Here is a 26476-nt window from a genome sequence, read left to right on the forward strand (position 1 = left end):
ACCCCTCTATTAAATTACTTACATTAATATAACGTTATATCCAATTGATATGTTTCATTTTTACTTTTTTTCCTTTAATTACTTTTTAAGTAATATTGAATTATTTTAGTAAATTAACATCTTAAAAAGGTACTCAAATCACGAAAAAAAGACTAGCAGATACTATTATCTGCTAGCCTTTTCCGTTATTCTATTGCTTTCTATTCCATAAGCTCTATTTATCGTTACAACATCAGAAATACCCTCTTCTAAAGTTGCTTAACGAGCCATTTCTACACTTCCACTATTGCTTTCCATATACATTTGATTCTGCTCTTCCCAATATTTCTCTTGCTCTTCTTTCGTCATCTTGCCTGTCGCTAGCAATTCATTACCACGTAATTGCAATTCTGCCAACGCTTCCGCAACTGTAATTTCACCGTTATTTACTTTATTAAATGTTTCAGTAGAAACATTGTAGTACTCATATTGATACATTTCAGGAGTCTTATTATAATCAATATCTACATCCAATGGTTTAAGCTTGTAGAATGCAGCATAGTTACGATCTGTACCTAATTCCATATATTTAGTTCTTAGTGGTAGATTACCATAGGATACTTTTGATTTTACACGTGCATACTCATCGCCAGTAATATATGAAAGTAAGTTCCATGCTTCCTCAACATTTGTTGAAGCTGCATTAATAGCAAATAAATTATAGTATCTTGTATAGACAGAAGCATCAGGATTTTGTGAACCTACTGGAGCAGTTACAATGTCCCAGTTTTCTACAATATCTTCTGGATTTTGAGCATATGTTTTTGCATCTTCAATTTGACTCACAAAATAGTTACCATCTACGCTCATTGCAAGTCTGCCTGAGAAGAAAGGATTATTGCTATAATAATCTCCGTCTTGCTCGAAATATACTACTCCGCCTTCGCCGCCACCATAAAGCATTTCATCATAGAACAATACATCTGAATTCAATACGGATTGCGCTTGCTCTACAATAGATGCCCAAGCTGGTGTATCAACAGTCATTTGCAATGTATTTTCATCAAAAGCCTTCAAGCCTTCTGTACCAGCAAGGATATTAACCATTTCGCTCAACTCTTTACCCCAGCCCATTTTCAGACCGAATACACGCTCTAATGGTTCTCCATCCTTAGGGAACATATTCGCAAGATTAATAACTTCCGGCCACGTCATTTGATCTGTAGGATATGGTACGTTATGTTCATCGAATAGATCCTTGTTATAGAAAAGTACTTGCGTAGAGAAGTTTGTTGGTATCGAGTATAAATTACCGCCGCCATAACCTTTCATAGAATCAATAACACCTGGAGCTAGTCCATCTACATCATATTTACTATCTGTTACATAGCTTTCTATATCATATAGCTTACCTTCAGTAGCTAATTTTTCTACCTGTGTTGGCTCAAGCATCAGAATATCTGGCTGCTCTTTTTCGATAAATGCAGCTAGTGCTTTATCATAATCATTCTCATTCTCTTCCATCAGTGTATTGTGAATTTGATTTGATTCTACAACTTGAATTTCAACATTAGGATAAAGTGCGCTATAAAGCATTCCATACTCTTGGAAGAAACTGCTTTCGTCGTAATACATAACCTTTAATGTACGTGCTTCATTTTCTTTGCCTGTACCATCTTTTCCAAAGCTGCATCCTGTTAACATAACTATAGTCAAGCATAGTGCAATTCCACTCGTCATCCATTTTCTCATCTCTTAGTTACACTCCTTAGTTGATCTACTTACACAATACTTACATCTATATAACGTGCAACAAAGGAAAAAGTTGCATATACCGATAACGTTCCGCTATTTCAATACTTTTTTTAGCAATTTCAATTTATCCTTATATGGCGGGAATAAAATACCAGGCTCTAACAGCGTCGTACGCTTCAACATACTTTTACGATGAGAAAATTGATCAAAGCTATGTTTGCCATGATAAGCACCAAGACCAGACGGTCCAACACCACCAAATGGAAGTTCATAATTAATGTAATGACTCAATGTATCATTAATACAACCACCACCGAATGAGATCGAAGCAATGATTCGTTGTTCAACCGCAGCATCTTCTGTAAATGCATATAAAGCGAGCGGCTTATCATATTGCTTGATAAATGCGATCGCTTCATCCAATGTATCATATTGAATGACTGTACAGATTGGTCCAAACACTTCTTCTTGCATCGCCTTCAGCGATGTAGGCTGCTTACAAGTCCCTCCACTGAGAAATGTTGGTGCAATATAACGTTGCTGTTCATCGTACTGACCACCGTATATGTAATGCTGCTCCACATTTTCTAACATCGACTTCAATCTTAAGAAATGAGTATCGCTCACAATTCGCCCATAATCTTCGCTTTCTAGCGGATTACTACTATAGAACTTGTGAATAGCCGCTCCCACTAATTTCATAAACGGCTCATAGATTGATTGCTCTACAAGTATGTAATCTGGTGCAATGCAGGTCTGACCGTTGTTCAACAATTTGCCCCAGACCACTCGCTGCGCAGCGATTTCAAGCTTGGCTGTCTGGTCCACAATAACAGGACTTTTGCCCCCAAGCTCTAGAGTTACCGGTATTAATCTTTCAGCGGCAGCCTTCGCCACAATTTTCCCAACCTTCGTACTTCCTGTAAAGAACATATAGTCAAATGGCGCATGAATTAACCAGCTTGTCTCTTCTTGGGCACCTTCTACTAATCGGATATATTGAGCATCAAATGTTTCTGCAATAAGATCGCGAAGTGCGGCTGATACATTGGGTGTATGTTCTGATGGCTTTACAATTGCACAATTTCCTGACGCTATTGCCGCTACTAATGGCTCTAATATAAGAGATGCAGGATAGTTGAACGGGCCAATAATGAGTACGGAGCCATAAGGCTCCGATACAATATAGCTTGAAGTTCCGATTAGTGGTAACGGTGTCTTCACACGCTTCGGCTTTGCAAAGCGATGTAAGTTTTTGATCATATGAGAAATACTGTACAGCACTAAGCCAAGTTCCGAAGCATAGCCTTCTGTTTTACTTTTTCGCAAATCGAGATATAGTGCCTCTAAAATATGATGCTCGTGCTTTACAATCGCTTGCTTTAATTTCTTCAATTGTTGAATGCGAAATTGAAGCGAACGTGTTTCTCCACTCTCATAATAGGCCTGCTGCTGCTCTACCCATTGCGTAATCATTGTCTCCGTTACTTTGCCCATACTATTCTCCCCCTCATATGCTATTATTATGGATTGCTCATAGGCAACTGCGCTGAATAGAGATCTGACATTTTCATTAATTCTAATATATAATCATAGTCGGCTCGCAAATCATTTCCAATATCAACCTGTTCCAATGTATTCAGATCAGTCGCTATACCATCGGTGAAGCCCAGACCTGGTACAAATAATACATCATCATTATAAAATGTACCCGTTGGCAAATAATATCTTACACCAATAATATTCGTTTCTGCATTCAGTAGATCAGTACCGAATAACGCTTGCTGATGAGCATCCATATCGATACCAAGAACATTGTAGATCGTTGGTAGCATATCAACTTGTCCAGCTACCGTCTCAATGACTTCGCCTTCCACACCAGGGATTGATAAAATAAATGGAATATTCATCCGACTAATTGTGCCGTGATAAGGAATTCCCAATTGCTCGGTAACCCAAGCTGGATCATTTTCTTTGGTTTGCAAGCCAGCGTGATCACCATATATGGCCATAATCGATTGCTCCCAAATACCAGCATCCTTCAATTGCTGAATGAAAATACCTAGTTGCTCATCTGTATAGCGTGCAGCCTGCAAATAATTACCTAGCTGTGTTTCAGCATATGTGCTTGGTAATATTAATTGCTGCTTTTCCTTTGGAATAACAAAGGGATGATGACTCGATGTCGTCAGTAGTTGCGCATAAAAAGATTGCTCATCTTTGTGAAATTGCTTAAATTGCTGCAGCACCACTTTATAAAATTGTTCGTCCGAAGCGCCAAAACTATTGAAATGATCATTTTCAAAGCTTTTTGTATCGAAGTACTTGTTGAAACCTAGCGCAGGATACATTTTATCACGACTCCAGAAAGTTACATCATTAACATGGAACGTATAGGAGTCATATCCCTGTGTAGCCAATGTTCGTGGTAAACTTGGAACGATCTTTCCTTCCACAAAGCTACTCATATTAGGAGCCCCAAGCGGATATACTCCCGTATTCAGTAAAAATTCTGCATCTGACGTATTTCCTTCACCAATCTGCTGATACATACGTGGGAAATAGAAGCTATCTTGAATTAATGCGTTCAAATTCGGAGTAACCTCTTGATCTCCGACCTTCAATCCGATCACAAAGTTTTGAAATGATTCCAATTGCACTACGATAAGATTTCGACCTTCTGCTACACCATGATACATGGATTGATCAGGCTTATCCTGCTTTGCAAACCATTGCTGAATCTGCGCTAAATATTGAGCGCGCTCTTCCTCGCTCATTTTATCTACTGAATCCGTCTTTCCTTGTCCTAACACCGCAAATTGATACGTAATTACGCCTAAGCGATTAGCAAGCGCATGCTCATTTTCAATACTTGTCGAAGTGAAAACAATTGTACCGCTAACAATAAAGCTAAGTGTAAAAATAATTAATGCTCTAAATTTTGGACGTTTTTTCCTAGTTGCTGCCGTCCAATAAAGAGTTCTAACTTCTGATCGACTGCCCCAAATAATCTTCATTATCGCTAGTACAATAAAGTCTACAAAATACAGACTCATATACGGCTCAATCGCTGACGTGATACTTTCACTAATTTGACCGACTTGCCCCAAATGAGTCAATGTTAAATAGGTAGGAATACTTCCATAGTAGCTATAGTATATTGAGGTAGCAAACCATATTAGTGATAACAGCATTGCGATAATATATTGTAGTGCAGTTCTCGCTTTACCACGCATAAAGATCGCTGGCAATGCCATCAGACAGATCATTGCTGCTATATCAGATACTACACCCCAAAGCGATAGATCATGAATGGCGAATTGTCGAAACATAACTATTTTCAACAATAACATAATTGCTAATAAGACCCCTGGAAATTTGGTATACCATTGTACAAACTTTTTCATACTGTCCACTCCTTGGCTACGCATGTAGCTTACTTCATTACTTGTGTTCTTTCGATTATTGTCATTTTCTATGAGCAACAATAGTATAATCTTATCGCAACTGAGTGATCGATGAAAGCTTAACGATTAATCTATATGAATTCATTGTTGACATCATTAATATTTGCTATGATAGATATTAGAAATTTCTGACCCATTTGAGGAGGGCGAATGATGAGCGATCAATCCAATCAAAAAGATTTCCCTTACGGAAATCCAACAAGTAATAACGACTTGACCAATTCCGAGAGCCAACAATCAGACCAACAAACGAATCAACAATATTCGAATAATGCTAATAACGAACAAAATCAACAAGTGCCTTATAATAATCAATTCCAACAGCCTGACCAACAAAATTTCCAACAACCACAATATCAACAGCAATATCAGCAACAACAACAACAACAACAGCAACAGCAATATCAACAACAGCCACCTAACTATAATAATCAGCAGCCGTACAATGGGCAAGATCAATATTATGGGCAACCGCAAAATGGTAACTACCCCAATTATCAGAACAATCCATATCAGCAACCGCCTATCGTATATCGCACTACCAAAACGAATACAAAATCAATTATTGCGTTAATTCTCGGTATCGCTTCTATTAGTATTCCATATATAGGTTTTTTCATCGGGATTGCTGGAATTATATTAAGTGCGATGGCATTGAAAGAAATTCCTCGCAAGCAGGAGGATGGTAGAGGCTTAGCTATCGGCGGTTTAGTTACAAGCATCTTAGGTACACTACTATACGGTATTTTGTTAATCTTTGTTGTTGGCGTGTTAATATTTGCAATGGATTCAAGTTCAAATATATATTATTAAAGCCTTTGAGGAGCAGCAAGAATGAAACTAAAATGTGTATCTTGGAACGTGAACGGCTTGCGTGCCGCTGTTACTAAAGGATTTCTCGATATTTTTCATGAGCAACAGGCAGATTTTTTCTGTTTGCAAGAAATTAAGCTACAAGCTGGACAAATTGAGCTGGATCTAGGTGATTCATACGAGCAATACTGGAATTATGCTGTAAAAAAAGGGTACTCCGGTACAGCAATCTTTACGAAGCATAAACCATTATCCGTCTGGTATGGACTAGAAGATAATAGTGAAGATGAAGGTCGGATCATTACACTAGAATATGAGAGCTATTATATATTGACTGTCTATACACCTAATGCGAAACGCGACCTTACTCGCTTACCTTATCGCCTAGAGTGGGAGCAACGGTTCAAGGATTATGTGACGAAGCTAGCTGCCAATAAGGCTGTTATTATTTGCGGTGATCTCAATGTCGCCCATCTTGATCATGATGTGAAAAATGCGAAGGCTAACCTCGGTAATTCTGGTTTTACCTTTGAAGAACGTGCTTGTATGAGCAATCTACTACGAGATGGCTTCACAGATACTTTCCGACATCTACATCCACTGGTTGAGGATAAATTTTCATGGTGGTCCTTTATGCCGAAAGTTCGCGAACGTAATATCGGCTGGAGAATTGACTACTTCCTTGTCTCTTCGCAGTTAAAAGATCAGATTATCGAGGCAACGATTGAGGATCGTATACTAGGCAGTGATCATTGTCCAGTAACACTCACCGTAGAGGTAGTTTAACTCCCCGGCTCCATTAGTAAATCCACAACCAAATGAGGTTGTGGATTTTTGCTAATCTTGGAACGGATAAAGTTTCTATAAATTGTAGCGCAGTAGAGGATTATTAATGTAATGGGGCGAAATCAGGAATTCTAACCAGAATTCAGTGGTGCTTACACTTATGCTATAATTTAATAAAGCACTTCTGTGCTTTTACGAAAAATTGGATAAAGGATGCATTGACCAACCATGTATGAGAATCAGACTTCTATGCACCACAAGCTGTTTATTATCGGCGCAGGTGCTGCAGGACTAATAGCCGCTGTTACTGCGCGGGATCTGGGTATCGATACTGCCATTCTGGAGAGTAACGACCGGATTGGCAAGAAGATATTAACGACAGGTGATGGCCGCTGCAACATTACGAATGAATCCACTGCGACGGGTACGGATGAAGCGGCCGCTTTATCGCGCAAGTATTACAGTAATCAGACTGGATTTCCATTGACGGTATTGCAGCAATTCGGCATCCGTCAAACCATTGACTTTTTCTACTCCCTCGGGCTTCCGCTTACAAGATTGAAGGAAGGCTTGATGTATCCGATGTCGCTGCAGGCTGCATCGGTGCTGGATATTTTTGAGCTAGCGCTGAAGGATCGGAATGTTCCAGTATACCTCAATAACAAAGTGTTGGATGTTACCGTTTCGAAGGATCATCCCCGCTTCACGATTATATGCCAAACGGAAACTGGCGAGCAGATTGTTTATACTAGCGAATATCTGTTTTTATGTGCGGGTGGCCTTACTGGTCCGAATACGGAAAAAGATAGCCCTAGTTATACGCTTGCCGAGCGTCTGGGACACACCTTGGTCGAGCCTATGCCGGCTATTGTGCAATTGAAGCTAGAACATCCACATATGAAGGCACTGGCCACTATCAAATTTCAGGGACAAGCCCATATCATCGTAAACGGTAAAGTCATCAGCAGCGCATATGGTGAAATTGCCTTCACGAACTATGGAATCTCAGGCCCGCCAATTCTCCAGCTAAGCAGGAAGGCAGCGTATCATCTTGCACAAGGAGACTCTGTAACCGTATCGGTTGATTTGATGCCGGGTCGGACCGATGAAGAGCTAGTTGAGTTTTTGGAAATGCACTGGGTGGACTTCGGACACCGGACTGTTGTTGATTCCCTCGTCGGCATCTTCAACAAGAAGTTGGTTCCCGCCCTGCTGAAGGAGGCAGGCATCGACCAGCAGCCAGACCTGCTTTGCCAGGATCTACCGCGAAAAGCCAAGGTGAAACTTTATCGAATCTTGAAGCATTGGGAATTTAAAGTGACTGATACCAATGGCTTCGCGAATGCGCAAGTGACAGCAGGCGGCATCGATACGACTGAGCTAATCGAAGGAACGCTGGAATCTAAGCTAGTACCTGGGCTTTATTTGGCTGGCGAGGTGATCGATGTGGACGGGGATTTCGGCGGCTATAACCTGCAGTGGGCCTGGAGTTCTGGTTATGTAGCCGCGATGGCGCTCGCTAAGCAAATGTAATGAATTTATAGGAAAAGGGATGCATCGATCACTATGTATAAGAATCAGAATGCTAAGCACCATGAGCTATTAATTATCGGTGCAGGTGCTGCTGGTATAATGGCTGCCGTTACTGCGCGGGATCAAGGTATTGATACCGCAATTATTGATAGCAATGACCGGATTGGAAAGAAGATATTAACGACGGGCAATGGGCGCTGTAACATTACGAACGAATCCACTGCGACGGGTACGGATGAAGCAGTCGCTTTATCGCACAAGTATCACAGCAATCAAGCTGGATTTCCACTGCATGTGCTGCAGCAATTTGGTGTCCGCCAAACGATCGACTTTTTCGCTTCGCTCGGGCTGCCTCTTGTAAGCCTGGAGGATGGTCGGATGTATCCGATGTCGTTGCAAGCTGCGTCTGTGCCGGGTGTTTTTCGACTTGCTCTCGAGGATCGAAATGTTCCGTTATATTTCAAGAATAAAGTGTTGGATATTACCGTCTCGACGGAACATCCGCGCTTCACGATTAAATGTCAAACGGAGACAGAGGAGCAGGTCATTTATACCAGCAAATACCTATTTTTATGTGCGGGTGGTCTTACCGCTCCGAAGACCGGAACAGATGGATCGGGTTACACGCTTGTCCAACGTCTAGGGCACACTGTAGTCGAACCAGTGCCGGGCATTGTGCAATTGAAGCTAGATTATCCGCATTTGAAGGAACTATCCGGCGTCAAATTCGAGGGACATGCCCATATTATCGTAAACAGTGAAGTCATCCGCAGCGAATATGGCGAAATTCTTTTTACGGACTATGGCGTCTCCGGCCCACCAATACTCCAGCTAAGCAGGAAGGCTGCGTATAATCTCGGAAGAGGAGAATCTGTGACTTTGTCGGTTGATTTGATGTCGGACCGTACGGAGGAAGAGGTAGTTCAATTTCTAGAAATGCACTGGGGCATCTTCGGACACCGGACTGTTGCGGATTCCCTTATCGGCATCATCAACAAAAAGTTGATTCCCGTCCTGCTGAAGGAGGCTGGAATTGATCAACAGCTTCACCTGCTTTGTCAGGATCTATCGTGGAAAACCAAGGAAATATTTTATCGAATCATGAAGCGTTGGGAGTTTAAAGTGACCGATACCAATAGCTTCACGAATGCGCAAACAACAGCAGGTGGTATCGATACGACTGAGCTAATCGAAGGAACGTTGGAATCTAAGCTAGTACCTGGGCTCTACTTGGCAGGCGAAGTGATGGATGTGGATGGAGATTGCGGTGGCTATAACCTGCAATGGGCCTGGAGCTCCGGATATGCCTCTGCTATGGCGCTTGCTGATCGACGTACAAGGCAACCACGTAAGTGAATAGAATAACCAAAACTAATATGTAACTATACAAAATGCCCTTGTCAGTAGGAATTCACCTCCTACTGACAAGGGCATTTATCATGGGAACCTAAAGATTAGTGGTGCAATTATGCTAATGGAATCCGATATTCTGAATGAGTTTCAACAATATGTTCCCCTTGATCGAATATCCAGCTGAAGTGAAATTGATTCCCTTCATAACTAGTACGCTGACGAATATCAGGCACAATCGTCGTTTCCAAATGAGTCTGGATCACTTGCTCCATATCTTGCAGCTTCTGCAACGTTTCCTGAGCTAAAGCGTTAGCCTCTTCTTCCGGGAAGCTCTGCAAAAAATAGATTTGTGCAACGTCCTCTGTAGTCAAGCCATCCTCAAGAACAATCCCACCACCACGAAATACTTCCTTCACAATACTGATCCAATCCGCTACTAGATCCATTTCAATCTCATACATATGTTTTTATGCTCCAATCTGTCATATAAGTTCGTGATCACAAGCGAAAATTTTAATCGAGTTCTACTTCGCCTGAACCGCCATTCGCAAACTGACTCATGTATAGCTCCGCATAGAATCCACCACTAGCTAGCAATTGATCATGAGTACCTTGCTCGATTACCGAACCTTGATTCATTACTAGTATAAGATCAGCATCTTTAATTGTCGATAGACGATGCGCAATCACGAAGCTCGTCCTACCTTCCATCAAGTTGTTCATCGCTTGCTGAATATGAAGTTCTGTACGTGTATCAACACTACTCGTTGCTTCATCAAGAATAAGCATCGCTGGGTCCGCAAGAATAGCTCTAGCGATCGTAAGTAATTGCTTCTGACCCGAGGAAATATTAGATGCTTCTTCATTCAACACGGTATCATAGCCTTCTGGAAGCGTACGAATAAAGTGATCCGCATGTGCTGCCTTCGCTGCTGCAATAATTTCTGCTTCAGTAGCGCCAGCACGACCATAAGCAATATTATCGCGAATTGTACCGTTGAATAGCCATGTGTCTTGTAGCACCATACCGAACAATGAACGGACGTACGAACGCTCCAATTGATCAATCGGCTTACCATCAATCGTAATTGTACCAGCTTGAATGTTGTAGAAGCGCATCAATAGATTAACGAGTGTTGTTTTCCCAGCACCTGTCGGTCCAACAATCGCAATCATCTGACCACTTTTCACATCAAGATTCAAATCTTCCATCAGTACTGCATCATCTTTATAACCAAACTTAACATGCTGGAATGATACATCGCCCTGCGGATTTGCAATTTTCACATTGGTATTCACATCTTTTTGTTCTTCTGCCTCATCCAATAATTCGAATACACGCTCTGCTGAAGCAATCGTTGATTGAATTATGTTGGCAATATTAGCCGTCTGTGTAATTGGCATTGTAAATTGTCTAGCATATTGAATAAAGGCTAGTATACCACCGACGTTAATGCTGCCTTTCGTCACTTGAATACCGCCGACTACGCAAATAAGTACGTAGCCGATATTACCGATAAAGCCCATTAGCGGCATCATAATCCCCGACATAAACTGGGCGCGCCAGCTCGATTGATAAAGCTTATCGTTCATTTCCTCAAAGTGCTCAATCGATTCCTGCTCACGACCGAATGCCTTCACAATGATATGACCTGTAAACATTTCTTCTACATGACCATTCAATTCGCCTAATTCTTTCTGTTGATTTTTGAAATGGCGTTGTGATTTCTTCGCGATAAAGGCAATCACGACAAAGCTTAATGGTAAGGTAAGAATAATAATTAGCGTCAATAACGGGCTAATCGTTAGCATCATAATGATAATCCCGATAATGGTTACAACGGAAGTAATCATTTGCGTTAAGCTCTGTTGTAATGTGTTCGCCACATTATCTACATCATTGACAACACGGCTAAGAATATCTCCATTGGAACGAGAATCGAAAAACTTAAGTGGTAATCTACCTAATTTATGATTCACATCTTCTCGAAGCTGATAGACGACGCGCTGTGCTACTTTAGCCATAAGAAACTGTTGGATAAAACCAAATACCGCACTAATAACGTATAAAAGGGCTAGTATCGCAAGAAGAAAAGTAATCATCTTAAAATCGATACCACCATCGGCAATGCCCTGTTGTTTGACAAGCCAACCCTCAAAAATAACATTAACAGCCTCACCTAATATTTTAGGACTTACAATGGCAAAAATCGTGCTTAAGATCGCCGTTAGAAACACAACAAGCAGCCGTACTTGATATGGCTTCAAATATTGCAATAATCGCTTGAGTGTACCTTTAAAGTTTTTCGCCTTCGCTCCTGGCATCATCATGCCCGGAGGGCCACCACCTGGGCCACCACGAGGTCCGCCTGCACTATGTTTATTATCTGTGTGAGTTGCTCTTTCACTCTTACTCATGCGCTCTCCTCCTCTGTTAACTGGGATTGCACAATTTCACGATAAACGTCTGATGACTCTAAGAGCTCCGCATGAGTCCCTTTGCCAACAAGCTCGCCTTCATCCATCACGATAATTTGATCGGCGTTCATAACGGTACTAATCCGTTGCGCAACGATAATCATTGCTGCATCAGATACTTGATCCTTGAGCGCATCTCTAAGTGTTGAATCTGTCTTATAATCTAACGCTGAGAAGCTGTCGTCGAAAAGATATAAGCTTGGACGTCGAACGAGTGCACGAGCAATGGACAAGCGTTGCTTCTGTCCTCCCGATATATTCGTTCCGCCTTGTGCTAGCACTGTATCAAAGCCTTGTTCCATTTTCTCAATAAAGCCAACCGCCTGGGCAATCGTTGCCGCTTCTCGAAGTTCCTCATCTGTGGCATCTTGCTTTCCTTGACGAATATTTTCAGCAATCGTTCCACTAAAAATGGTCGTTTTTTGCGGTACAAGTGAAATATTTCCTCTTAATTGTTCGACTGACCATTTTTTAACATTCACGCCTGAAAAGTCAATTGAGCCTTCATTACAATCAAAGAAACGCTCAATAAGATTAATAATCGTCGTCTTACCTGAACCCGTCCCACCTATAATTGCCGTTACTTCTCCAGGTCTGCATTCAAAGTTAATATTTGCAATAGCTGGTTTTTCAGCCCCCGGATATGTAAATGAAACATTATTAAAGTTAACTGTACCTAATGCTTGCTTAGTACTCACCGCTTGTGCATGATGATCTGTAATCGTTGGCTCTATATCTAATACCTCATTAATACGAGCAGCCGATACTTGCGCACGAGGCAACATCACAATCATCATCGACATCATCACAAGCGAGAACATAATTTGCATCGCATATTGGATGAACGCCATCAGATCACCTACCAGCATTTCTCCCATATCAATCCGCTGACTACCAAACCATATAATACCAATTGTAGATAGATTCATAATAAGCATCATTAGCGGCATCATAAATGCCATAATTTGATTGACTTTCACAGCCGTATTCATAAGATCAGCATTGGAATCTGTAAATCGTGTTTGCTCATAGCCCGTACGGTTAAATGCGCGAATAACACGAATACCCGTTAAGCTTTCACGAAGCACTAAATTAATACGATCTAGTTTCTTCTGCATAATTTTGAAGAACGGCATACCTTTTCTAATGATTAGCAGAATCGTTACTACTAACACCGGAATTGATATTAATAGTACCATTGAAAGTTGACTATCTTTGGAAAATGCCATAATCAGACCACCGATACACATCATCGGTGCCATGACCATCATTCTTAACATCATTAATAATACTTGTTGAACTTGATTAATATCATTCGTCGTCCGCGTAATAAGCGAGGCTGTTCCTACTTGATCAAACTCTTGCAACGAAAATTCTTCTACTTTAGTAAATACCTTTTTCCGTACAATTTTCCCGAACACTGATGAAACTTTAGCAGCAAAGAAGCTTGCAAATATGGCTACAATTGTACCCCCGATGGAAACGAGCAGCATCACTCCACCCATGCTCCAAATATAATTGAGATCACCTTTATTGATACCTAGATCCACAATATCTGACATCAATGTGGGCAAATACAGATCCGATAATGCCTGCAATAGAATCAATATTAAAATGCAGATAATTGTAAACGTATAAGGCTTTAAGACTCGAAATAATTTTAGCAATTAAACACTCCTTCTTTCTTATCAATTGGTACTTTCGATGATGGCTTACCGACCTTTAATTTCTTTTAGTAGTGAAATTTATTCTAATAGTAAAATTATATCAATTGTTGCATAGTAACTTCAACTTTTTTGAACTACCTTTATATAAGTTCAAGGGAACTACCTCTAAAACAAAAAAATACTTCGCCCCCTTTACATTGAGGTCAAAGTAATTTAAACTCGCATTCTATTTTTAAAATTGTAGCGATAACTACTATAAGAGATAGTCTCGTCATGATTTTGTCTTGTTGCATAGTTGTCATCCCCTCCTAATGTTTTTTCTCCATCCTATCAAGCTTCAACTAACTATTCTGCTAGATCGCACATAAATAATATGCTGTGAAACATACTAGGAATTACATTTTTTTCACAAAAAGGATACCAGTTTGTAAATCCATTTACATCGTATACTAATACCTCTATAATTGTATAATTGAAATTCATAAGAAGAGAGGACAATATGAACAAGCATAGGCTACACACATTATATGTATCTCTACTAACAATGGTACTTCTCATTGTTTCTTTCGGTCCTGCATTTTCTGCTTTTGCTGAAGAGGCTACTTCGCAACCGAAAAAAGTAATAGTTATGGGTACATCACCAGATTTTCCCCCTTATGAAAGCGTTGATGCCAAAAATAACGGTGAAATCATCGGATTAGATATCGATATAGCCAAACATATTTTGAACGAGCTTGGCTATGAATTGAAAATCGCTAGCATGGACTTTTCTGGACTAATTGCTGCGATGCAATCAGGTCGAGTTGATTTCATCATGTCTGGCATGTCTGCAACGGAGGAAAGAAAGCAAAATGTTGATTTCTCTGATCCATATTACTTCGCACGTAATACGATCGTCTCCAAAGAAGATAACATCTTTGATTCCATTGAATCACTACATGGAAAAATTATCGGTGCGCAGCTTGGTTCTGTTCAAGAAGCTATCGCTAACAGCATAGAAGGTGCTGCCGAAGTTCGTAAGCTGAACAAAGTACCAGATCTAATACAAGAACTCAATTCTAATCGTGTTGATGCTGCAATCGTAGAAGATGCGGTAGCCGTTGAAATGACTAATGCGAATGCAAAGCTAGTCATGCACTTCCTGCCCGCTGATAACAACGAAAACGGCTATGCGATAGCATTTCCGAAAGGATCACCTTATGTTGTTGAGTTCAACACTGTTATTGCGCAAATGCAAGAAAGCGGTAAGCTTGATGAGCTACTATTGAAATGGTTCCCTGACGCTAATGCAAAGTCAGCTCGTAATGATAAACTTATCGACTTTAGTACATTACAAGGCTATGTTCCTTATATTGTAAAAGGTGTCGGCGTTACATTATTGTTCACGCTAGTGTCTGCTGTCCTTGGACTTATTCTTGGTAGTATACTATCACTTTTCAAAATTTCAGGTATTAAGCCATTGGAGTGGTTTGCTACTGCCTATACATCAATTTTCCGTGGCACACCACTGCTTGTCCAATTACTGCTAATCTATTATGCTACGCCTCAGCTAACTGGATTTAAAATTCCAGCTTTATTGGCGGCGGGTCTTGCCTTTGGATTAAACTCTGCAGCTTATCTATCAGAGACGATTCGTGCAGGAATTATGGCCGTTGATAAAGGACAACGCGAAGCAGCGATTGCACTTGGCATTCCTTATCGTAAAATGATGATCTCGATTATTTTCCCACAAGCGCTGCGTAATATTTTACCTGCACTAGTGAATGAATGTGTTGCACTAATTAAAGAATCATCGCTCGTATCGGTCATTGGTGTTGCCGATCTGTTGCGTCGTGCTGATGTTGTTCGTGCTACTACGTTCCGCTCATTCGAGGCATTATTGCTCGTGGCAGCGATCTACTATGTGCTAGTACTAATATTGACCTCGCTAGCTCGTATGCTCGAAAGGAGATTACGTCGTAGTGATTAATGTAGACAATTTAACCAAATCATTTGGTAAAAATAAAGTAATTAACGGAATTACAACCTCGATCGCAAAAGGCGAAGTTGTTGCTATTATCGGTCCATCAGGATCCGGTAAATCGACTTTTCTGCGTTGTCTTAACTTGTTAGAGGTTCCTACTAGTGGCGTTATTACCATTTCCGGAGATGAACTAACTGCTCCGAAAGCTAATGTAGCTGCAATTAGACAAAATATTGGGATGGTATTTCAGCATTTTCATCTCTTCCCACATATGACGGTACTGCAAAACATTACGTTTGCACCAATGCAAGTGAAAGGCATTTCACTTGCGGCTGCTCAAGCAAAAGCAATGGAGTTGCTTGCCAAAGTAGGCTTGTCTGATAAAGCAGATAGCTATCCTTCGAAGCTGTCTGGAGGTCAAAAGCAACGTGTAGCTATTGCTCGTTCGCTAGCTATGGAGCCTGAAATTATGCTATTCGATGAACCTACCTCGGCACTTGACCCAGAAATGGTCAAAGAAGTACTTAATGTTATTAAAGACTTAGCAGACAGTGGGATGACGATGCTAATCGTGACGCATGAGATGAAATTTGCACGTGAAGCTGCCGATACGATCTACTTCCTAGATCAAGGTATGCTCATTGAAAAAGCTACACCAGGGCAATTTTTCAATGAACCAAAAAGCGACCGTGCTATCCGTTTCCTAGAGCAAGTACTGTAATCGTCGCTATATTTCGCAGAAATAAAAGGGGTTGCCCAGAAAGTCGGTGAAAACTGACTGCTGGACAACCCCTTCTTAATTACGTGAGCGAGCGGACATACAGTACGCTAATTTGCTTATTATAAACACTTTGAGATGTAAGCTAAAATCGCAGAAATAAGGTCTGTACGGTCCGCTCGTTTCGCATACATCGGAAGCTTATGCTATTCTAATAAAGGTTCAACCTTCCCCTACAAGAGTAGCTGGATTTTCTGTTTAATAATTTCGGTATACTCCCTCGTAATTTGCTCGCCTGCATCAATATATTGTTTGAAATCTTTGAAGCCATTTTGAATATGATCTAATTCAGGTCGAATAACGACATCAGCCATTTGAAGTTCTTCCTTCACTATCTTCGCACTCATAATATCAATCGTATTGAGCAAGGATTTCACAAAATTCGTAGGCGGACCTTTCGTAAAGTCTTGTGAGCATACATCGACTGCAATGACAATATCAGCGCCCATACTTCTTGTTAATGCCGCAGGAACGGGATGCACAAGGGCACCATCTACAAGTGTTTTCCCTTGATACTGCACAGGGCGCATTACTGCTGGAATAGCTGTACTCGATGCGATCGCTCTCGCTAACGAACCTTTACGCATAATATGTGCCTCACCAGTATTAGAATCCGATGCAACTGCGGCAAATGGTATCGACAATTGCTCGATTTGAATATCACCTAAGTAACTTTCAATAAACCCTACTAATGGATCATTATGTACAATTGATTTTTTGGGAAAGGTGGGACTAACGATATTGTTCCATTTCAGCTTCATCACAGCTTTTTCCAGTTCATTGACCGTCATTCCAGCTGCAAAAGCTCCACCAACTAATGAACCTGCACTTGTTCCTGCAATAATATCAATCGGAATTTCTGCTTGCTGTAGCGAGCGAATCACCCCGATATGTGACATTCCGCGTAATGCACCACTGCCAAGTGCTAAGCCGACGGTCGGTCTTGTGCCTTGCTTTCGCGAACGATTGAATTTCAGATGTGAGCTTTGAATCGTTCGACCTTCACTTACAATATAGGCTGCTTCCACAATTGCAATCAGCTCTGCTATATTTTGTGTTAGATATGGGAAAAGTGCTAGCATTCGAAGTGCCTCTTCCGATATCGACTCTGACAGCTGTTCATTCGTTGCTGTATGCTGTGTCTTCTGCAAATAATACTTTGCCAAAAGCGGTATATCTTCCGCTCGTTCACGTAATGGCTCAATCGCTATCATATGGCAGCCTGCTAACACTCGGTCTTCGCAGCAAGTCATAATTAGATGCATTTGTCCGCTCCGCTCAACTAATTGTTGAATCGTCGCTTGATCTAATTGTTCGATATGTTCAAGCAATAATGTCCCTCTTTGACTTGCTGCTACGAGTGAATCCCATTCACTCCATTGAAACTGCGCGGCATCTACAGCGATCATCGGCTCTGATTGGCGACTGGACGTATAATGTAGCCGCTTAGCTACATGCTGCTTGCCTACGCCAACCTCACCAGTAACAACGATAATCCCCGCTTCATTGCTATACCGCTTAATTAATGAGCGAATTTTCACTATATGCTCACTGTTACCGACCAATTCACCGTAACGATCTCGGTCATCTAGTTCATTGCGCTTTAATAAATATAAGCTTTTCGAATATTCTTCACTTACTCTTACATTAGATTGCTGAATACGTTTAACCATTGCCTCGATCATATGCTGACGAAACACTGCGCTACTATTCATTAGACTTAGCATACCATCTCTACTTAATGCAAAAGCTTGTAGATCTGAGCTAGCGGTAACTTTTGCGCTAATTGGATCTCCTGTAAGACAAGACATTTCACCAAAAAAATCTCCAACAGTAAGTGATGCAATATGAATATAGCTCGGTTGCTCCAACGATATATCTACCGTTCCTGCTTCAATGATGTACAGTCTTGCTCCGATATGCCCTTGTTGTATAATAGTTACATCCTGCTGAAAAAACTCACTTGATATGTAAGGTAATAGTTGCTGCAGTTCCTCTTCACTCATTTGCTGAAATAAGGGAAGTTTCTGTAATCTATCAATCATGTAAGTTATTAATCTGCCACTCAATATATGGACAAATATATCCATATCGAGATTGTTCCTTTTTCATCGTGTTCTGTCTCGCACATAGCATGCTACTACAGTTTGTTTAACACTCCAAAGGCGTAAATTCCCGACTAGCCATCGGTACATGTGTATATTCGCTTGTTTATGCGACTTTATACACTTTAGCGTTTTTCAAATTGATAGCAGCGTTCATATCCCTGTCCATCATATTGTCGCAATGATCGCAGACATAGATTCGATCTGATAATTTCAAATCAACCTTCTTCTGTCCACAACACGAACATAATTTGCTAGAAGGATAGAAACGATCAACAATCCTCCATTCAATTCCTACTTGCTTAGATTTAACCTCTAGTTTAATCTTGAATTGATGAAAACATTGTTGTGCTACTGCTTTTGCTAAATGCCGATTCTTCATCATGCCTCTCACATTCAAATCTTCCATTGTAATATAGCGTGGTTTTTGCTTGACAATGGAATGAACCGTTTGGTTCATGTGGTTTTCTCGAATGTTAGACATTCGTTGATGAAGTTTCTGTACCTTCAGAACTTGTTTTTGGATATTTTGTCTAGTAGCAGATTCCCTCCCTTGGTTTTTAGATTTTTTTATACTTTCGTATTTTCTCGAAAGGTTACGTTGTTGACGTCTTAATGATTTTTCAAGTTTTTTGACTCTGTTTGTTTTGTTAATATTTTTTATTGGTTTTTCTTGATTGGATAGAATCGCAAAATCTTTAATGCCAAGATCAATCCCTATTCCTTCGTTAAAGTCGCTACTCTGTAGTTGAATATCTTCATCTACGAGAACAGTAACATAATATCTTCCTGCTTTTTGAGATACCGTTCCGCTTTTAATCACGCGTTTGGTGGGCAGATAACCTTTTTCTTTGATGCTTACCCAACCAAGCGTAGGGATTTTAATACGATGTCGTTCACAATGAATCATCATTTTGGCATCATTTTTTACAAAATACATCGTTACATCTTGATTTTTCTTCTTTTTGAATCTAGGGAATTTGCTCTCTCCCTTGAAGAATCGCTTGTAAGCTTTTTCAGCATTCATGATGGATTGTTTAACTGCTTTGGCGTAAACATCTTTGATCCAAGAAAATTCAGAATGATTTGGTATAAATTCGTTATTCAACCACTTAGAAAAATCAATACCTGACATGAATTTTTCGCCACTTTTATGACGGTTTTGATTGTGACCAAGATAGAAATTGTAAACGAATCTACAAACACCAATCGTCTGATTAAATGTCTGTATTTGCGATTCGCTTAATTGAATCTCTGTTTTGTATGATCTCATGTAAATTCATCCTTTATATCTTTTTTTGTATTTTTGTAAACCGTATATTCTACAAGAAAAGACATGGATGATTGAGATCAAAATTAGTCTTAACTTTACCCATATAAGATAGATACTGTTCATATGTATAGTATCTTCGATCTGTTGGCGTGCGATTTGCAATCAGAATTCCTTCGTTATCCTATCTTTGCAACGTTTTTACGGAGACTCCAACTAACTCCTCAAATTCTTTTGGTTTTTAATTTTGATTTTCCATATATACAACACACTACTTTTATATACATTTGTAAACATTATTGTCTGCTGTTTTTCGACCCTCTTGTCGCTATCATTTTCCACTAGTTAACATTACATTTATTATATTTTCCAAATGATAAGATGCACACTCTCTTATAACTATAGACTCTTGCTTTATAATAGTAAATAATGAAAAGTTCATCCCTAGAAATTACCCCTTATACGATTGGCCTGAACTATTGGTCGTTGAATATTAACTACTTTACTTCTTGGTAGAATAATAATTTTTATATTAGCCATAATATCCCTAAAGCTATTAAACTCATATGGAGGGGTATTAAGATGAGCAATCGTAAAGACGAACAACTAGAGCATTATAGAGTTCATGATGAAGGAAAAATATTAACTACGAATGAAGGTCTTAAAGTTACTGATGACGAGTTCTCCCTCAAAGCAGGTGTTCGTGGTCCTACGCTTATTGAAGATTTCTACTTTAGGCAGAAAATGACGCATTTTGATCATGAGCGTATTCCTGAACGTGTCGTTCATGCTCGCGGCTTCGCAGCACATGGACATTTCAAAGTATACGAATCATTAGCACGCTATACGAAAGCTAAATTTCTTTGTGACCCTTCGATTACTACTCCTGTGTTCACTCGTTTTTCAACGGTCGCAGGCTTTAGAGGCTCTGCAGATACCGTTCGTGATGTCCGTGGGTTCGCTACCAAGTTTTATACTGAGGAAGGGAATTACGATCTTGTAGGTAATAATATGCCTGTATTTTTCATTCAAGATGCGATCAAATTTCCTGATGTTATTCATGCAGTAAAACCCGAGCCACATAATGAAATGCCACAAGCATCTTCCGCCCATGATACATTTTGGGACTTTGTAGCCAATAATCAAGAGTCTGCTCATATGATTATGTGGGTCATGTCTGAACGAGCACTGCCACGTAGTTTTCGGATGATGGAAGGTTTCGGCGTACATACGTTTAGACTTATTAATGAGCAAGGTGAAGCGCATTTTGTCAAATTCCACTGGAAGCCGCTACTAGGTAGACAATCGCAAATATGGAAAGAGTATCAGAAGGTTGCAGGCTATGATCCAGATTTTCATCGCCGTGATCTTTGGGAAAACATTGGAATGGGCAATGTAGTGGAATACGAGCTTGGTCTACAAATCATTACTGAAGATGAGGAATTCAAATTCCCTTTCGATATTCTCGATCCGACAAAAATATGGCCTGAAGAAGATGTACCCGTTCAAATCGTTGGTAAATTAACACTTGATCGTAATGTCGATAATGTGTTTGCTGAAACTGAACAGGTTGCCTTCCACGTTGGCAATATTGTGCCAGGTATCGATTTCACCAATGATCCGCTGCTGCAGGGACGTTTATTCTCATACACAGATACACAGCTCATCCGTCTAGGCGGACCTAATTTTCATGAACTACCGATCAATCGACCTGTTTGCCCGTTCCATAACAATATGCGCGATGGATTTGGCAGACAAACAATCAATGTTGGCAATGTGAGCTACAATAGCAATTCGTTGTTTGACCATACACCCAAACCGGCTACTTTAGAGAGTGGAGGATTTGAGCATTATCAAGAAAAGGTTGAAGGTCGTGTTATTAAAGCACGTGCCGATAGCTTCAAAGACCATTTCTCCCAAGCGACGATGTTCTGGAATAGTATGAGTACGATCGAGAAACAACATATAAAAGATGCGTTCACCTTTGAATTGAGTAAAGTGAAAAGTAAATCCGTTCAGCAGCAGGTCGTTGATATGTTTGCTAATGTCAGCTCAGAGCTTGTACAGTATGTAGCTGAGCGAATTGGCATTACTTATGTGGACAAGCAAGAACAAGCTCCCGAGAAGCTTAATACGAAGGCCTCACCTGCGCTAAGTGTCGATCAATCTCCCAAATCAGCCCGCACTCGTAAAGTGGCCATCGTTATTTCGGATACTGTGCTAGCTGATCAACTACAACCCGTATTAGATGCGTTGAACAAGGGTATGGTTCAATATCGCTTCGTTGGAGAGCGTCTAGGTAATGTACTTGATCACGAGAACGGGGAATGGACGGTACAGGATACATTTTTCAATACAGACCCTTGCCTATTCGATGGATTGATTATTGCTGGAGGGTTGGAGCATGCCGGGCTGATCAAACCATTCATACTTGATACTTATCAGCAATATAAACCAATCGCTTCACTTCAAGACTATGAGTCGATATTAACGCAACTACAAATTGCTGAACAACCAGGTGTAATCCAAGCTTCTACAGCTGGAAAGGCGATGGGGGCGCAGTTTGTTGAGGCGATAGCCCAACAACGCTTCTGGGATCGAGAGGTAGTTCAAAACATCGGACTTTGATAACGATGATTATGCTGACGTAGCGTAGTCGACGGCGAATATGAAACGAACTTGGAAAGTACGGTTCGCATGTACCAATAACGTACATTTGCGCTTCCGCCTTTCTCAAGTAACGTTTCATCTTCTTGGTTCTGAAAGCCCGATTTTTGAACCTTCATTTTAAGTTTCGGGCATTTGATCGCTTGTGTACTCGTGCCGTACACGTTGCTGGGTTTCGTTTCATTGCTTGTGATAACGATGACTATGCTGACGTAGCGTAGTCGACGGCGAATATGAAACGAACTTGGAAAGTATAGCGTAAGCTTCCGCCTTTCTCAAGTAGCGTTTCATCTTCTTGATTCTGAAAGCCCGATTTTTGAACTTTCATTTTAAGTTTCGGGCATTTGATCGCTTGTGTACTCGTGCCGTACACGTTGCTGGGTTTCGTTTCATTGCTTGTGATAACGATGATTATGCTGACGTAGCGTAGTCGACATCGAGGAGTTACTAATACAAAAGCCGCACCCACCTCTCTCTTCATATAGAAGGGAGAGTATGGATGCGGCTTATTCGTGTGACATTGTATGGATGCTTCTCTATAGGGAAAACTACATTTGAATATTACGCGTATTTTCGCGCGTTTGCGGTTTTAATGTTTTCTTTTTCTTAATACTTCCAAAGATAACCCAGCTTTGCGGAATAAAGCGTACAACAAGCTCCACAACAATCCAAGAACCTATTAATGCAAATAGGAAGCCACCAACATACCATGCATGATGAATCATACTAGTTCCAGTTTGCGGTGGATATGCACGATAGATCAGCAATAAGAATGGATGGAACAAGTATACGCCAAACGATACTTCACCTAATCGTGTTAATACATTTACTATCGAATTTGCTGATTTTCTATAAATAATGAAAGCTATTTGCATCAAAATAATTGCTGTTGTTAACGTATGAATGTTCCATACCAAATCAAACATTGTTGAATTATAGCTATCTAGCTTCAATCTAGTTTCATACCACATATAAACATGCCCTAGACCTGAGCTTAACCAGATTAGTGCAAATACAATCCAGCCTAACACTCGTTTCTTCGTTACATTTTCTTTGGCGATAATGATCCACTGTTTCCATTTGTCATAATAAATTCCTAAGTATGCACCTAAGAAATAGTACGTAAAGTAACTTAGCGACCAGCTACCGCGCGCTGTAACAGGTGTTTCCAAACCGTATTTATTCACTAGGAAGAAGCCCCATTGTACAACGATCCCGATAAGCAATAACCAATGGGTAAGCTTCGGATACTTTTTGAAAAACCATAAAAACAACGGAAATAACAAATAAAACTGAATACTTATATAGACGAAATATAAATGTGTATGCGCCGTACCATGCATCAGACGATCACCTAAAGCAAGCATCATTTCTCCAAATGAGAAACCATTCCCGAAAATTAATGGATAGCTTCCTGGATATAGATAAAGCTTCAATGCAAAATAAAAAAGAGAAAAGGATATATAAGGAATTATAATATATATTAATCGCTTCTGATAGAAACTCGTAACTAATTTTGCGGTAAAGGGTCTATTATAGTAATTGTAGAACAAAACAAAACTACTTAAAAAGATAAATGTCGTTGTCCCGAACTTTAAAAAGATATTCGCAAAATTATAAAGAAAGAACCAATTGGAATCTATCATTCCCGTACTTACTGCTACGGAGGTAGAATGAATACTTAGTACACCTAGAATTGCCATGGCGCGAACAATAGATAACTGTGGTATATTGTCACGCTTTGCGCTTAATAACTGACTCATAATGAGCTCCTTTCGTTATTCCAAAACTTGTACAATTCAAATATATCAATTTTTTTACACTCTCCATGATACACCCTATCAGTGAAAATAATCAATTTTTAGATTATGGTATTAATATTCCAGCGTGAAACAATCGTGCATTATGCCATATCAATAAGACGTTTAACTATATGTTTTTGCTTGGAAATTGCTCATAATAAATGGGTAGTCTATACTTATTTATTATGATAGTACTTTTTGTTCGCAAGAGACTCACAAAAAGTTTTAGGGGGAATTATGATGACTTATACAGCTAATGAACAGCGTTATGCAGATATGAAATACAATCGTTGCGGCAATAGTGGATTGCTTTTACCGGCAATTTCTTTAGGGCTTTGGCATAATTTTGGAGGAAAAGATGTATTTGAGAATGGACGAGCTATGGTGCGTCGTGCCTTCGATCTTGGCATTACGCATTTTGATATTGCGAACAACTACGGACCTCCAGCTGGTTCTGCTGAAGAAAACTTCGGAAAATTGCTTAAGCTGGATATGGCTCCATATCGTGATGAGCTTATTATCTCAACAAAAGCAGGTTATGACATGTGGGCTGGTCCTTATGGTAACTTCGGCTCTAAGAAGTATATGGTTGCGAGCTTGGATCAAAGCTTGAAACGTCTAGGACTAGATTATGTTGATATTTACTATCATCATCGTCCAGATCCAAATACACCAATTGAAGAAACGATGGCAGCGCTAGACCTGCTTGTTCGTCAAGGTAAAGCATTATATGTTGGTCTATCTAACTACAATGCTGAGCAAACGGCCGCTGCTTCAAAAGTATTGAAAGAATTAGGCACGCCATGCTTAATTCATCAGCCAAGCTATTCTATTATCGATCGCTGGATTGAGGACGGTTTGCAGGATGTATTAGCAGAAGAAGGCATTGGTACAATCGCTTTTGTGCCACTAGCGCAAGGTGTACTTACGAATAAATATTTGAATGGTATCCCTGAGGATTCCCGTGCAGCTGGCCATTCCGTCTTCTTGAATGAGGATAGTATTTCTGAAAAGAAAGTAAATATTGCTATACAATTGAATGAGATTGCTACTGAGCGTGGACAAAGCTTAGCGCAAATGGCATTAGCTTGGGTGTTACGAGGCGGTAAAGTCACTTCCGCACTTATCGGTGCAAGTCGAGTTAGTCAAATCGAGGAAAATGTTGCCGCACTGCAAAATCTTGAATTTACAAGTGAAGAGCTTGCTCGTATCGATGCTATCGCACGATGATCGAATTTCTACCACAGCATCTTCATCAGCTTGATCTGTACTTAATTCAATATGGTCGTGAACAATGTACGCCTGGTCACTCCTTCGGTCCTGCCATGCGCGAGTATTACAAATTTCACTACATCCTTGAAGGCAAAGGAATATTCGAGGTTAATGGAAAAAGATATCATCTACATGCTGGACAAGGATTTCTAGTAAGTCCTGGAACGATTACATTCTATCAGGCAGACCAGGATACCCCCTGGAAATACTGTTGGATCGGATTCCATGGCATAAAGGCTCCAACATTATTGAAGCAAGCAGAGCTATCAGATGAAGCACCAATATATGATTGTGATAAAGTTGATTTTTTCAATTGCAGTATTGATCAAATGATGGAGTCTAAACATGTAGTAGCTGGTCGTGAATTGAAACTAACGGGTTTGCTTTATTTATGGCTATCAATCTTAGTAGAATGTCGTGGTTCACAGCTTGCCTATAAGCTTCGAGAAAATAGCAAAGAACACTACATTGCCCAGGTCGTTCATTTTATTGAAATAAATTATGCTAATAAAATTACTGTCCAATCTATTGCTAGCTTCATCGGCTTGCAACGTAGCTATCTTAGTTCGATATTCAAAGAGGTTATGAATAGTAGTTTACAGGACTATCTCATTGCTTTTCGAATGCGAAAAGCTTGTGAATTATTAAGTAATGTACAGCTAACGATCGGTGATATTGCCCGCTCTGTTGGATATGAAGACCCGCTTCTATTCTCCAAAATGTTCAAGAAGACGATGCAATACTCACCTACTCATTATCGTGAAAGACAGTTACTGAATAGTTAAATG

Annotated in this window: 18 protein-coding genes and 1 pseudogene; 9 read left to right on the forward strand and 10 right to left on the reverse strand. The window is 40.1% G+C overall.

Annotation, left to right across the window (positions count from 1 at the left end; translation table 11 throughout):
- Positions 1–258 precede the first annotated feature (258 nt).
- The 3 genes from AC1TO5_RS10810 to AC1TO5_RS10820 form a co-directional block, all read right to left on the reverse strand.
- A complete protein-coding gene (locus tag AC1TO5_RS10810; RefSeq protein ID WP_482062812.1) occupies positions 259–1731 on the reverse strand; it encodes an ABC transporter substrate-binding protein in 1473 nt (490 codons plus the stop codon).
- Positions 1732–1827: 96 nt separating this feature from the next.
- Positions 1828–3231 carry an aldehyde dehydrogenase gene (locus tag AC1TO5_RS10815; protein WP_482062813.1) on the reverse strand — a complete coding sequence of 468 codons (1404 nt, stop codon included), beginning with the start codon at positions 3229–3231 and terminating at the stop codon, positions 1828–1830.
- Positions 3232–3257: 26 nt separating this feature from the next.
- On the reverse strand, positions 3258–5141 hold the full coding sequence (locus tag AC1TO5_RS10820; RefSeq protein ID WP_482062814.1) for an LTA synthase family protein: 1884 nt from the start codon (positions 5139–5141) through the stop codon (positions 3258–3260).
- A 210-nt stretch (positions 5142–5351) separates the two neighbouring features.
- On the opposite strand from AC1TO5_RS10820, the gene AC1TO5_RS10825 reads away from it, so the two are divergent.
- From AC1TO5_RS10825 to AC1TO5_RS10840, 4 genes are all read left to right on the forward strand, one after another.
- A complete protein-coding gene (locus tag AC1TO5_RS10825) occupies positions 5352–6014 on the forward strand; it encodes a DUF4190 domain-containing protein (protein ID WP_482062815.1) in 663 nt (220 codons plus the stop codon).
- A 21-nt stretch (positions 6015–6035) separates the two neighbouring features.
- The gene (locus AC1TO5_RS10830) at positions 6036–6800 is read left to right on the forward strand and encodes an exodeoxyribonuclease III (RefSeq protein ID WP_482062816.1); all 765 of its coding nucleotides are present in this window, start codon (positions 6036–6038) and stop codon (positions 6798–6800) included.
- A 228-nt stretch (positions 6801–7028) separates the two neighbouring features.
- Positions 7029–8333 (forward strand): aminoacetone oxidase family FAD-binding enzyme, encoded by a 1305-nt coding sequence (locus tag AC1TO5_RS10835; protein WP_482062817.1) that lies wholly within the window; start codon positions 7029–7031, stop codon positions 8331–8333.
- A 33-nt stretch (positions 8334–8366) separates the two neighbouring features.
- Positions 8367–9689, forward strand: a complete 1323-nt coding sequence (locus AC1TO5_RS10840) for a BaiN/RdsA family NAD(P)/FAD-dependent oxidoreductase (protein WP_482062818.1) — start codon at positions 8367–8369, stop codon at positions 9687–9689.
- A 110-nt stretch (positions 9690–9799) separates the two neighbouring features.
- Here AC1TO5_RS10840 and AC1TO5_RS10845 read toward each other — a convergent pair whose 3' ends face one another.
- From AC1TO5_RS10845 to AC1TO5_RS10855, 3 genes are read right to left on the reverse strand one after another with little or no spacing between them, the layout of a single operon-like run.
- On the reverse strand, positions 9800–10147 hold the full coding sequence (locus AC1TO5_RS10845; RefSeq protein WP_482062819.1) for a hypothetical protein: 348 nt from the start codon (positions 10145–10147) through the stop codon (positions 9800–9802).
- 52 nt (positions 10148–10199) lie between these two features.
- The gene (locus AC1TO5_RS10850; protein WP_482062820.1) at positions 10200–12104 is read right to left on the reverse strand and encodes an ABC transporter ATP-binding protein; all 1905 of its coding nucleotides are present in this window, start codon (positions 12102–12104) and stop codon (positions 10200–10202) included.
- Positions 12101–13831, reverse strand: coding sequence for an ABC transporter ATP-binding protein (locus tag AC1TO5_RS10855; RefSeq protein ID WP_482062821.1), 1731 nt, complete (start codon positions 13829–13831; stop codon positions 12101–12103). The genes AC1TO5_RS10850 and AC1TO5_RS10855 overlap by 4 nt, the downstream gene beginning before the upstream one ends.
- A gap of 499 nt (positions 13832–14330) precedes the next feature.
- Between AC1TO5_RS10855 and AC1TO5_RS10860 the strand changes: the two genes are divergently transcribed.
- Both AC1TO5_RS10860 and AC1TO5_RS10865 read left to right on the forward strand, forming a co-directional pair.
- Positions 14331–15800 carry an ABC transporter substrate-binding protein/permease gene (locus AC1TO5_RS10860; RefSeq protein ID WP_482062822.1) on the forward strand — a complete coding sequence of 490 codons (1470 nt, stop codon included), beginning with the start codon at positions 14331–14333 and terminating at the stop codon, positions 15798–15800.
- Positions 15793–16515 (forward strand): amino acid ABC transporter ATP-binding protein, encoded by a 723-nt coding sequence (locus tag AC1TO5_RS10865; protein WP_482062823.1) that lies wholly within the window; start codon positions 15793–15795, stop codon positions 16513–16515. The genes AC1TO5_RS10860 and AC1TO5_RS10865 overlap by 8 nt, the downstream gene beginning before the upstream one ends.
- Before the next feature lie 230 nt (positions 16516–16745).
- Here AC1TO5_RS10865 and AC1TO5_RS10870 read toward each other — a convergent pair whose 3' ends face one another.
- The 3 genes and pseudogenes from AC1TO5_RS10870 to AC1TO5_RS10880 form a co-directional block, all read right to left on the reverse strand.
- Positions 16746–18662, reverse strand: coding sequence for a patatin-like phospholipase family protein (locus AC1TO5_RS10870; protein ID WP_482062824.1), 1917 nt, complete (start codon positions 18660–18662; stop codon positions 16746–16748).
- A gap of 121 nt (positions 18663–18783) precedes the next feature.
- A complete protein-coding gene (locus tag AC1TO5_RS10875) occupies positions 18784–19950 on the reverse strand; it encodes an RNA-guided endonuclease InsQ/TnpB family protein (RefSeq protein ID WP_482062825.1) in 1167 nt (388 codons plus the stop codon).
- Positions 19951–20026: 76 nt separating this feature from the next.
- A pseudogene (locus tag AC1TO5_RS10880) lies at positions 20027–20143 on the reverse strand (MerR family transcriptional regulator); the annotation flags it as partial.
- Between the two features lie 386 nt (positions 20144–20529).
- Here AC1TO5_RS10880 and AC1TO5_RS10885 point away from each other — a divergent pair.
- Positions 20530–22575 carry a catalase gene (locus tag AC1TO5_RS10885; protein ID WP_482062826.1) on the forward strand — a complete coding sequence of 682 codons (2046 nt, stop codon included), beginning with the start codon at positions 20530–20532 and terminating at the stop codon, positions 22573–22575.
- A 587-nt stretch (positions 22576–23162) separates the two neighbouring features.
- On the opposite strand, the gene AC1TO5_RS10890 is transcribed toward AC1TO5_RS10885, so the two are convergent.
- Positions 23163–24377 (reverse strand): acyltransferase, encoded by a 1215-nt coding sequence (locus tag AC1TO5_RS10890; RefSeq protein ID WP_482062827.1) that lies wholly within the window; start codon positions 24375–24377, stop codon positions 23163–23165.
- Between the two features lie 279 nt (positions 24378–24656).
- On the opposite strand from AC1TO5_RS10890, the gene mgrA reads away from it, so the two are divergent.
- Together mgrA and AC1TO5_RS10900 are read left to right on the forward strand one after the other, a co-directional pair.
- On the forward strand, positions 24657–25646 hold the full coding sequence (gene mgrA, locus AC1TO5_RS10895) for an L-glyceraldehyde 3-phosphate reductase (RefSeq protein ID WP_482063112.1): 990 nt from the start codon (positions 24657–24659) through the stop codon (positions 25644–25646).
- Positions 25643–26473 carry an AraC family transcriptional regulator gene (locus tag AC1TO5_RS10900; protein WP_482062828.1) on the forward strand — a complete coding sequence of 277 codons (831 nt, stop codon included), beginning with the start codon at positions 25643–25645 and terminating at the stop codon, positions 26471–26473. Before mgrA ends, AC1TO5_RS10900 begins: the two co-directional genes overlap by 4 nt.
- Positions 26474–26476 lie beyond the last annotated feature (3 nt).

It is taken from the genome of Paenibacillus sp. Y930 (assembly GCF_056786375.1).

Excerpts from the sequence above, each read along its gene's own strand:
- AC1TO5_RS10900 (WP_482062828.1), top strand. The coding sequence starts at position 25,643 with ATGATCGAATTTCTACCACAGCATCTTCATCAGCTTGATCTGTACTTA.
- AC1TO5_RS10810 (WP_482062812.1), bottom strand. The coding sequence starts at position 1,731 with ATGAGAAAATGGATGACGAGTGGAATTGCACTATGCTTGACTATAGTT.
- AC1TO5_RS10845 (WP_482062819.1), bottom strand. The coding sequence starts at position 10,147 with ATGTATGAGATTGAAATGGATCTAGTAGCGGATTGGATCAGTATTGTG.
- AC1TO5_RS10830 (WP_482062816.1), top strand. The coding sequence starts at position 6,036 with ATGAAACTAAAATGTGTATCTTGGAACGTGAACGGCTTGCGTGCCGCT.
- mgrA (WP_482063112.1), top strand. The coding sequence starts at position 24,657 with ATGACTTATACAGCTAATGAACAGCGTTATGCAGATATGAAATACAAT.
- AC1TO5_RS10840 (WP_482062818.1), top strand. The coding sequence starts at position 8,367 with ATGTATAAGAATCAGAATGCTAAGCACCATGAGCTATTAATTATCGGT.
- AC1TO5_RS10825 (WP_482062815.1), top strand. The coding sequence starts at position 5,352 with ATGATGAGCGATCAATCCAATCAAAAAGATTTCCCTTACGGAAATCCA.
- AC1TO5_RS10890 (WP_482062827.1), bottom strand. The coding sequence starts at position 24,377 with ATGAGTCAGTTATTAAGCGCAAAGCGTGACAATATACCACAGTTATCT.
- AC1TO5_RS10850 (WP_482062820.1), bottom strand. The coding sequence starts at position 12,104 with ATGAGTAAGAGTGAAAGAGCAACTCACACAGATAATAAACATAGTGCA.
- AC1TO5_RS10885 (WP_482062826.1), top strand. The coding sequence starts at position 20,530 with ATGAGCAATCGTAAAGACGAACAACTAGAGCATTATAGAGTTCATGAT.
- AC1TO5_RS10870 (WP_482062824.1), bottom strand. The coding sequence starts at position 18,662 with ATGGATATATTTGTCCATATATTGAGTGGCAGATTAATAACTTACATG.
- AC1TO5_RS10875 (WP_482062825.1), bottom strand. The coding sequence starts at position 19,950 with ATGAGATCATACAAAACAGAGATTCAATTAAGCGAATCGCAAATACAG.
- AC1TO5_RS10815 (WP_482062813.1), bottom strand. The coding sequence starts at position 3,231 with ATGGGCAAAGTAACGGAGACAATGATTACGCAATGGGTAGAGCAGCAG.
- AC1TO5_RS10820 (WP_482062814.1), bottom strand. The coding sequence starts at position 5,141 with ATGAAAAAGTTTGTACAATGGTATACCAAATTTCCAGGGGTCTTATTA.
- AC1TO5_RS10860 (WP_482062822.1), top strand. The coding sequence starts at position 14,331 with ATGAACAAGCATAGGCTACACACATTATATGTATCTCTACTAACAATG.
- AC1TO5_RS10835 (WP_482062817.1), top strand. The coding sequence starts at position 7,029 with ATGTATGAGAATCAGACTTCTATGCACCACAAGCTGTTTATTATCGGC.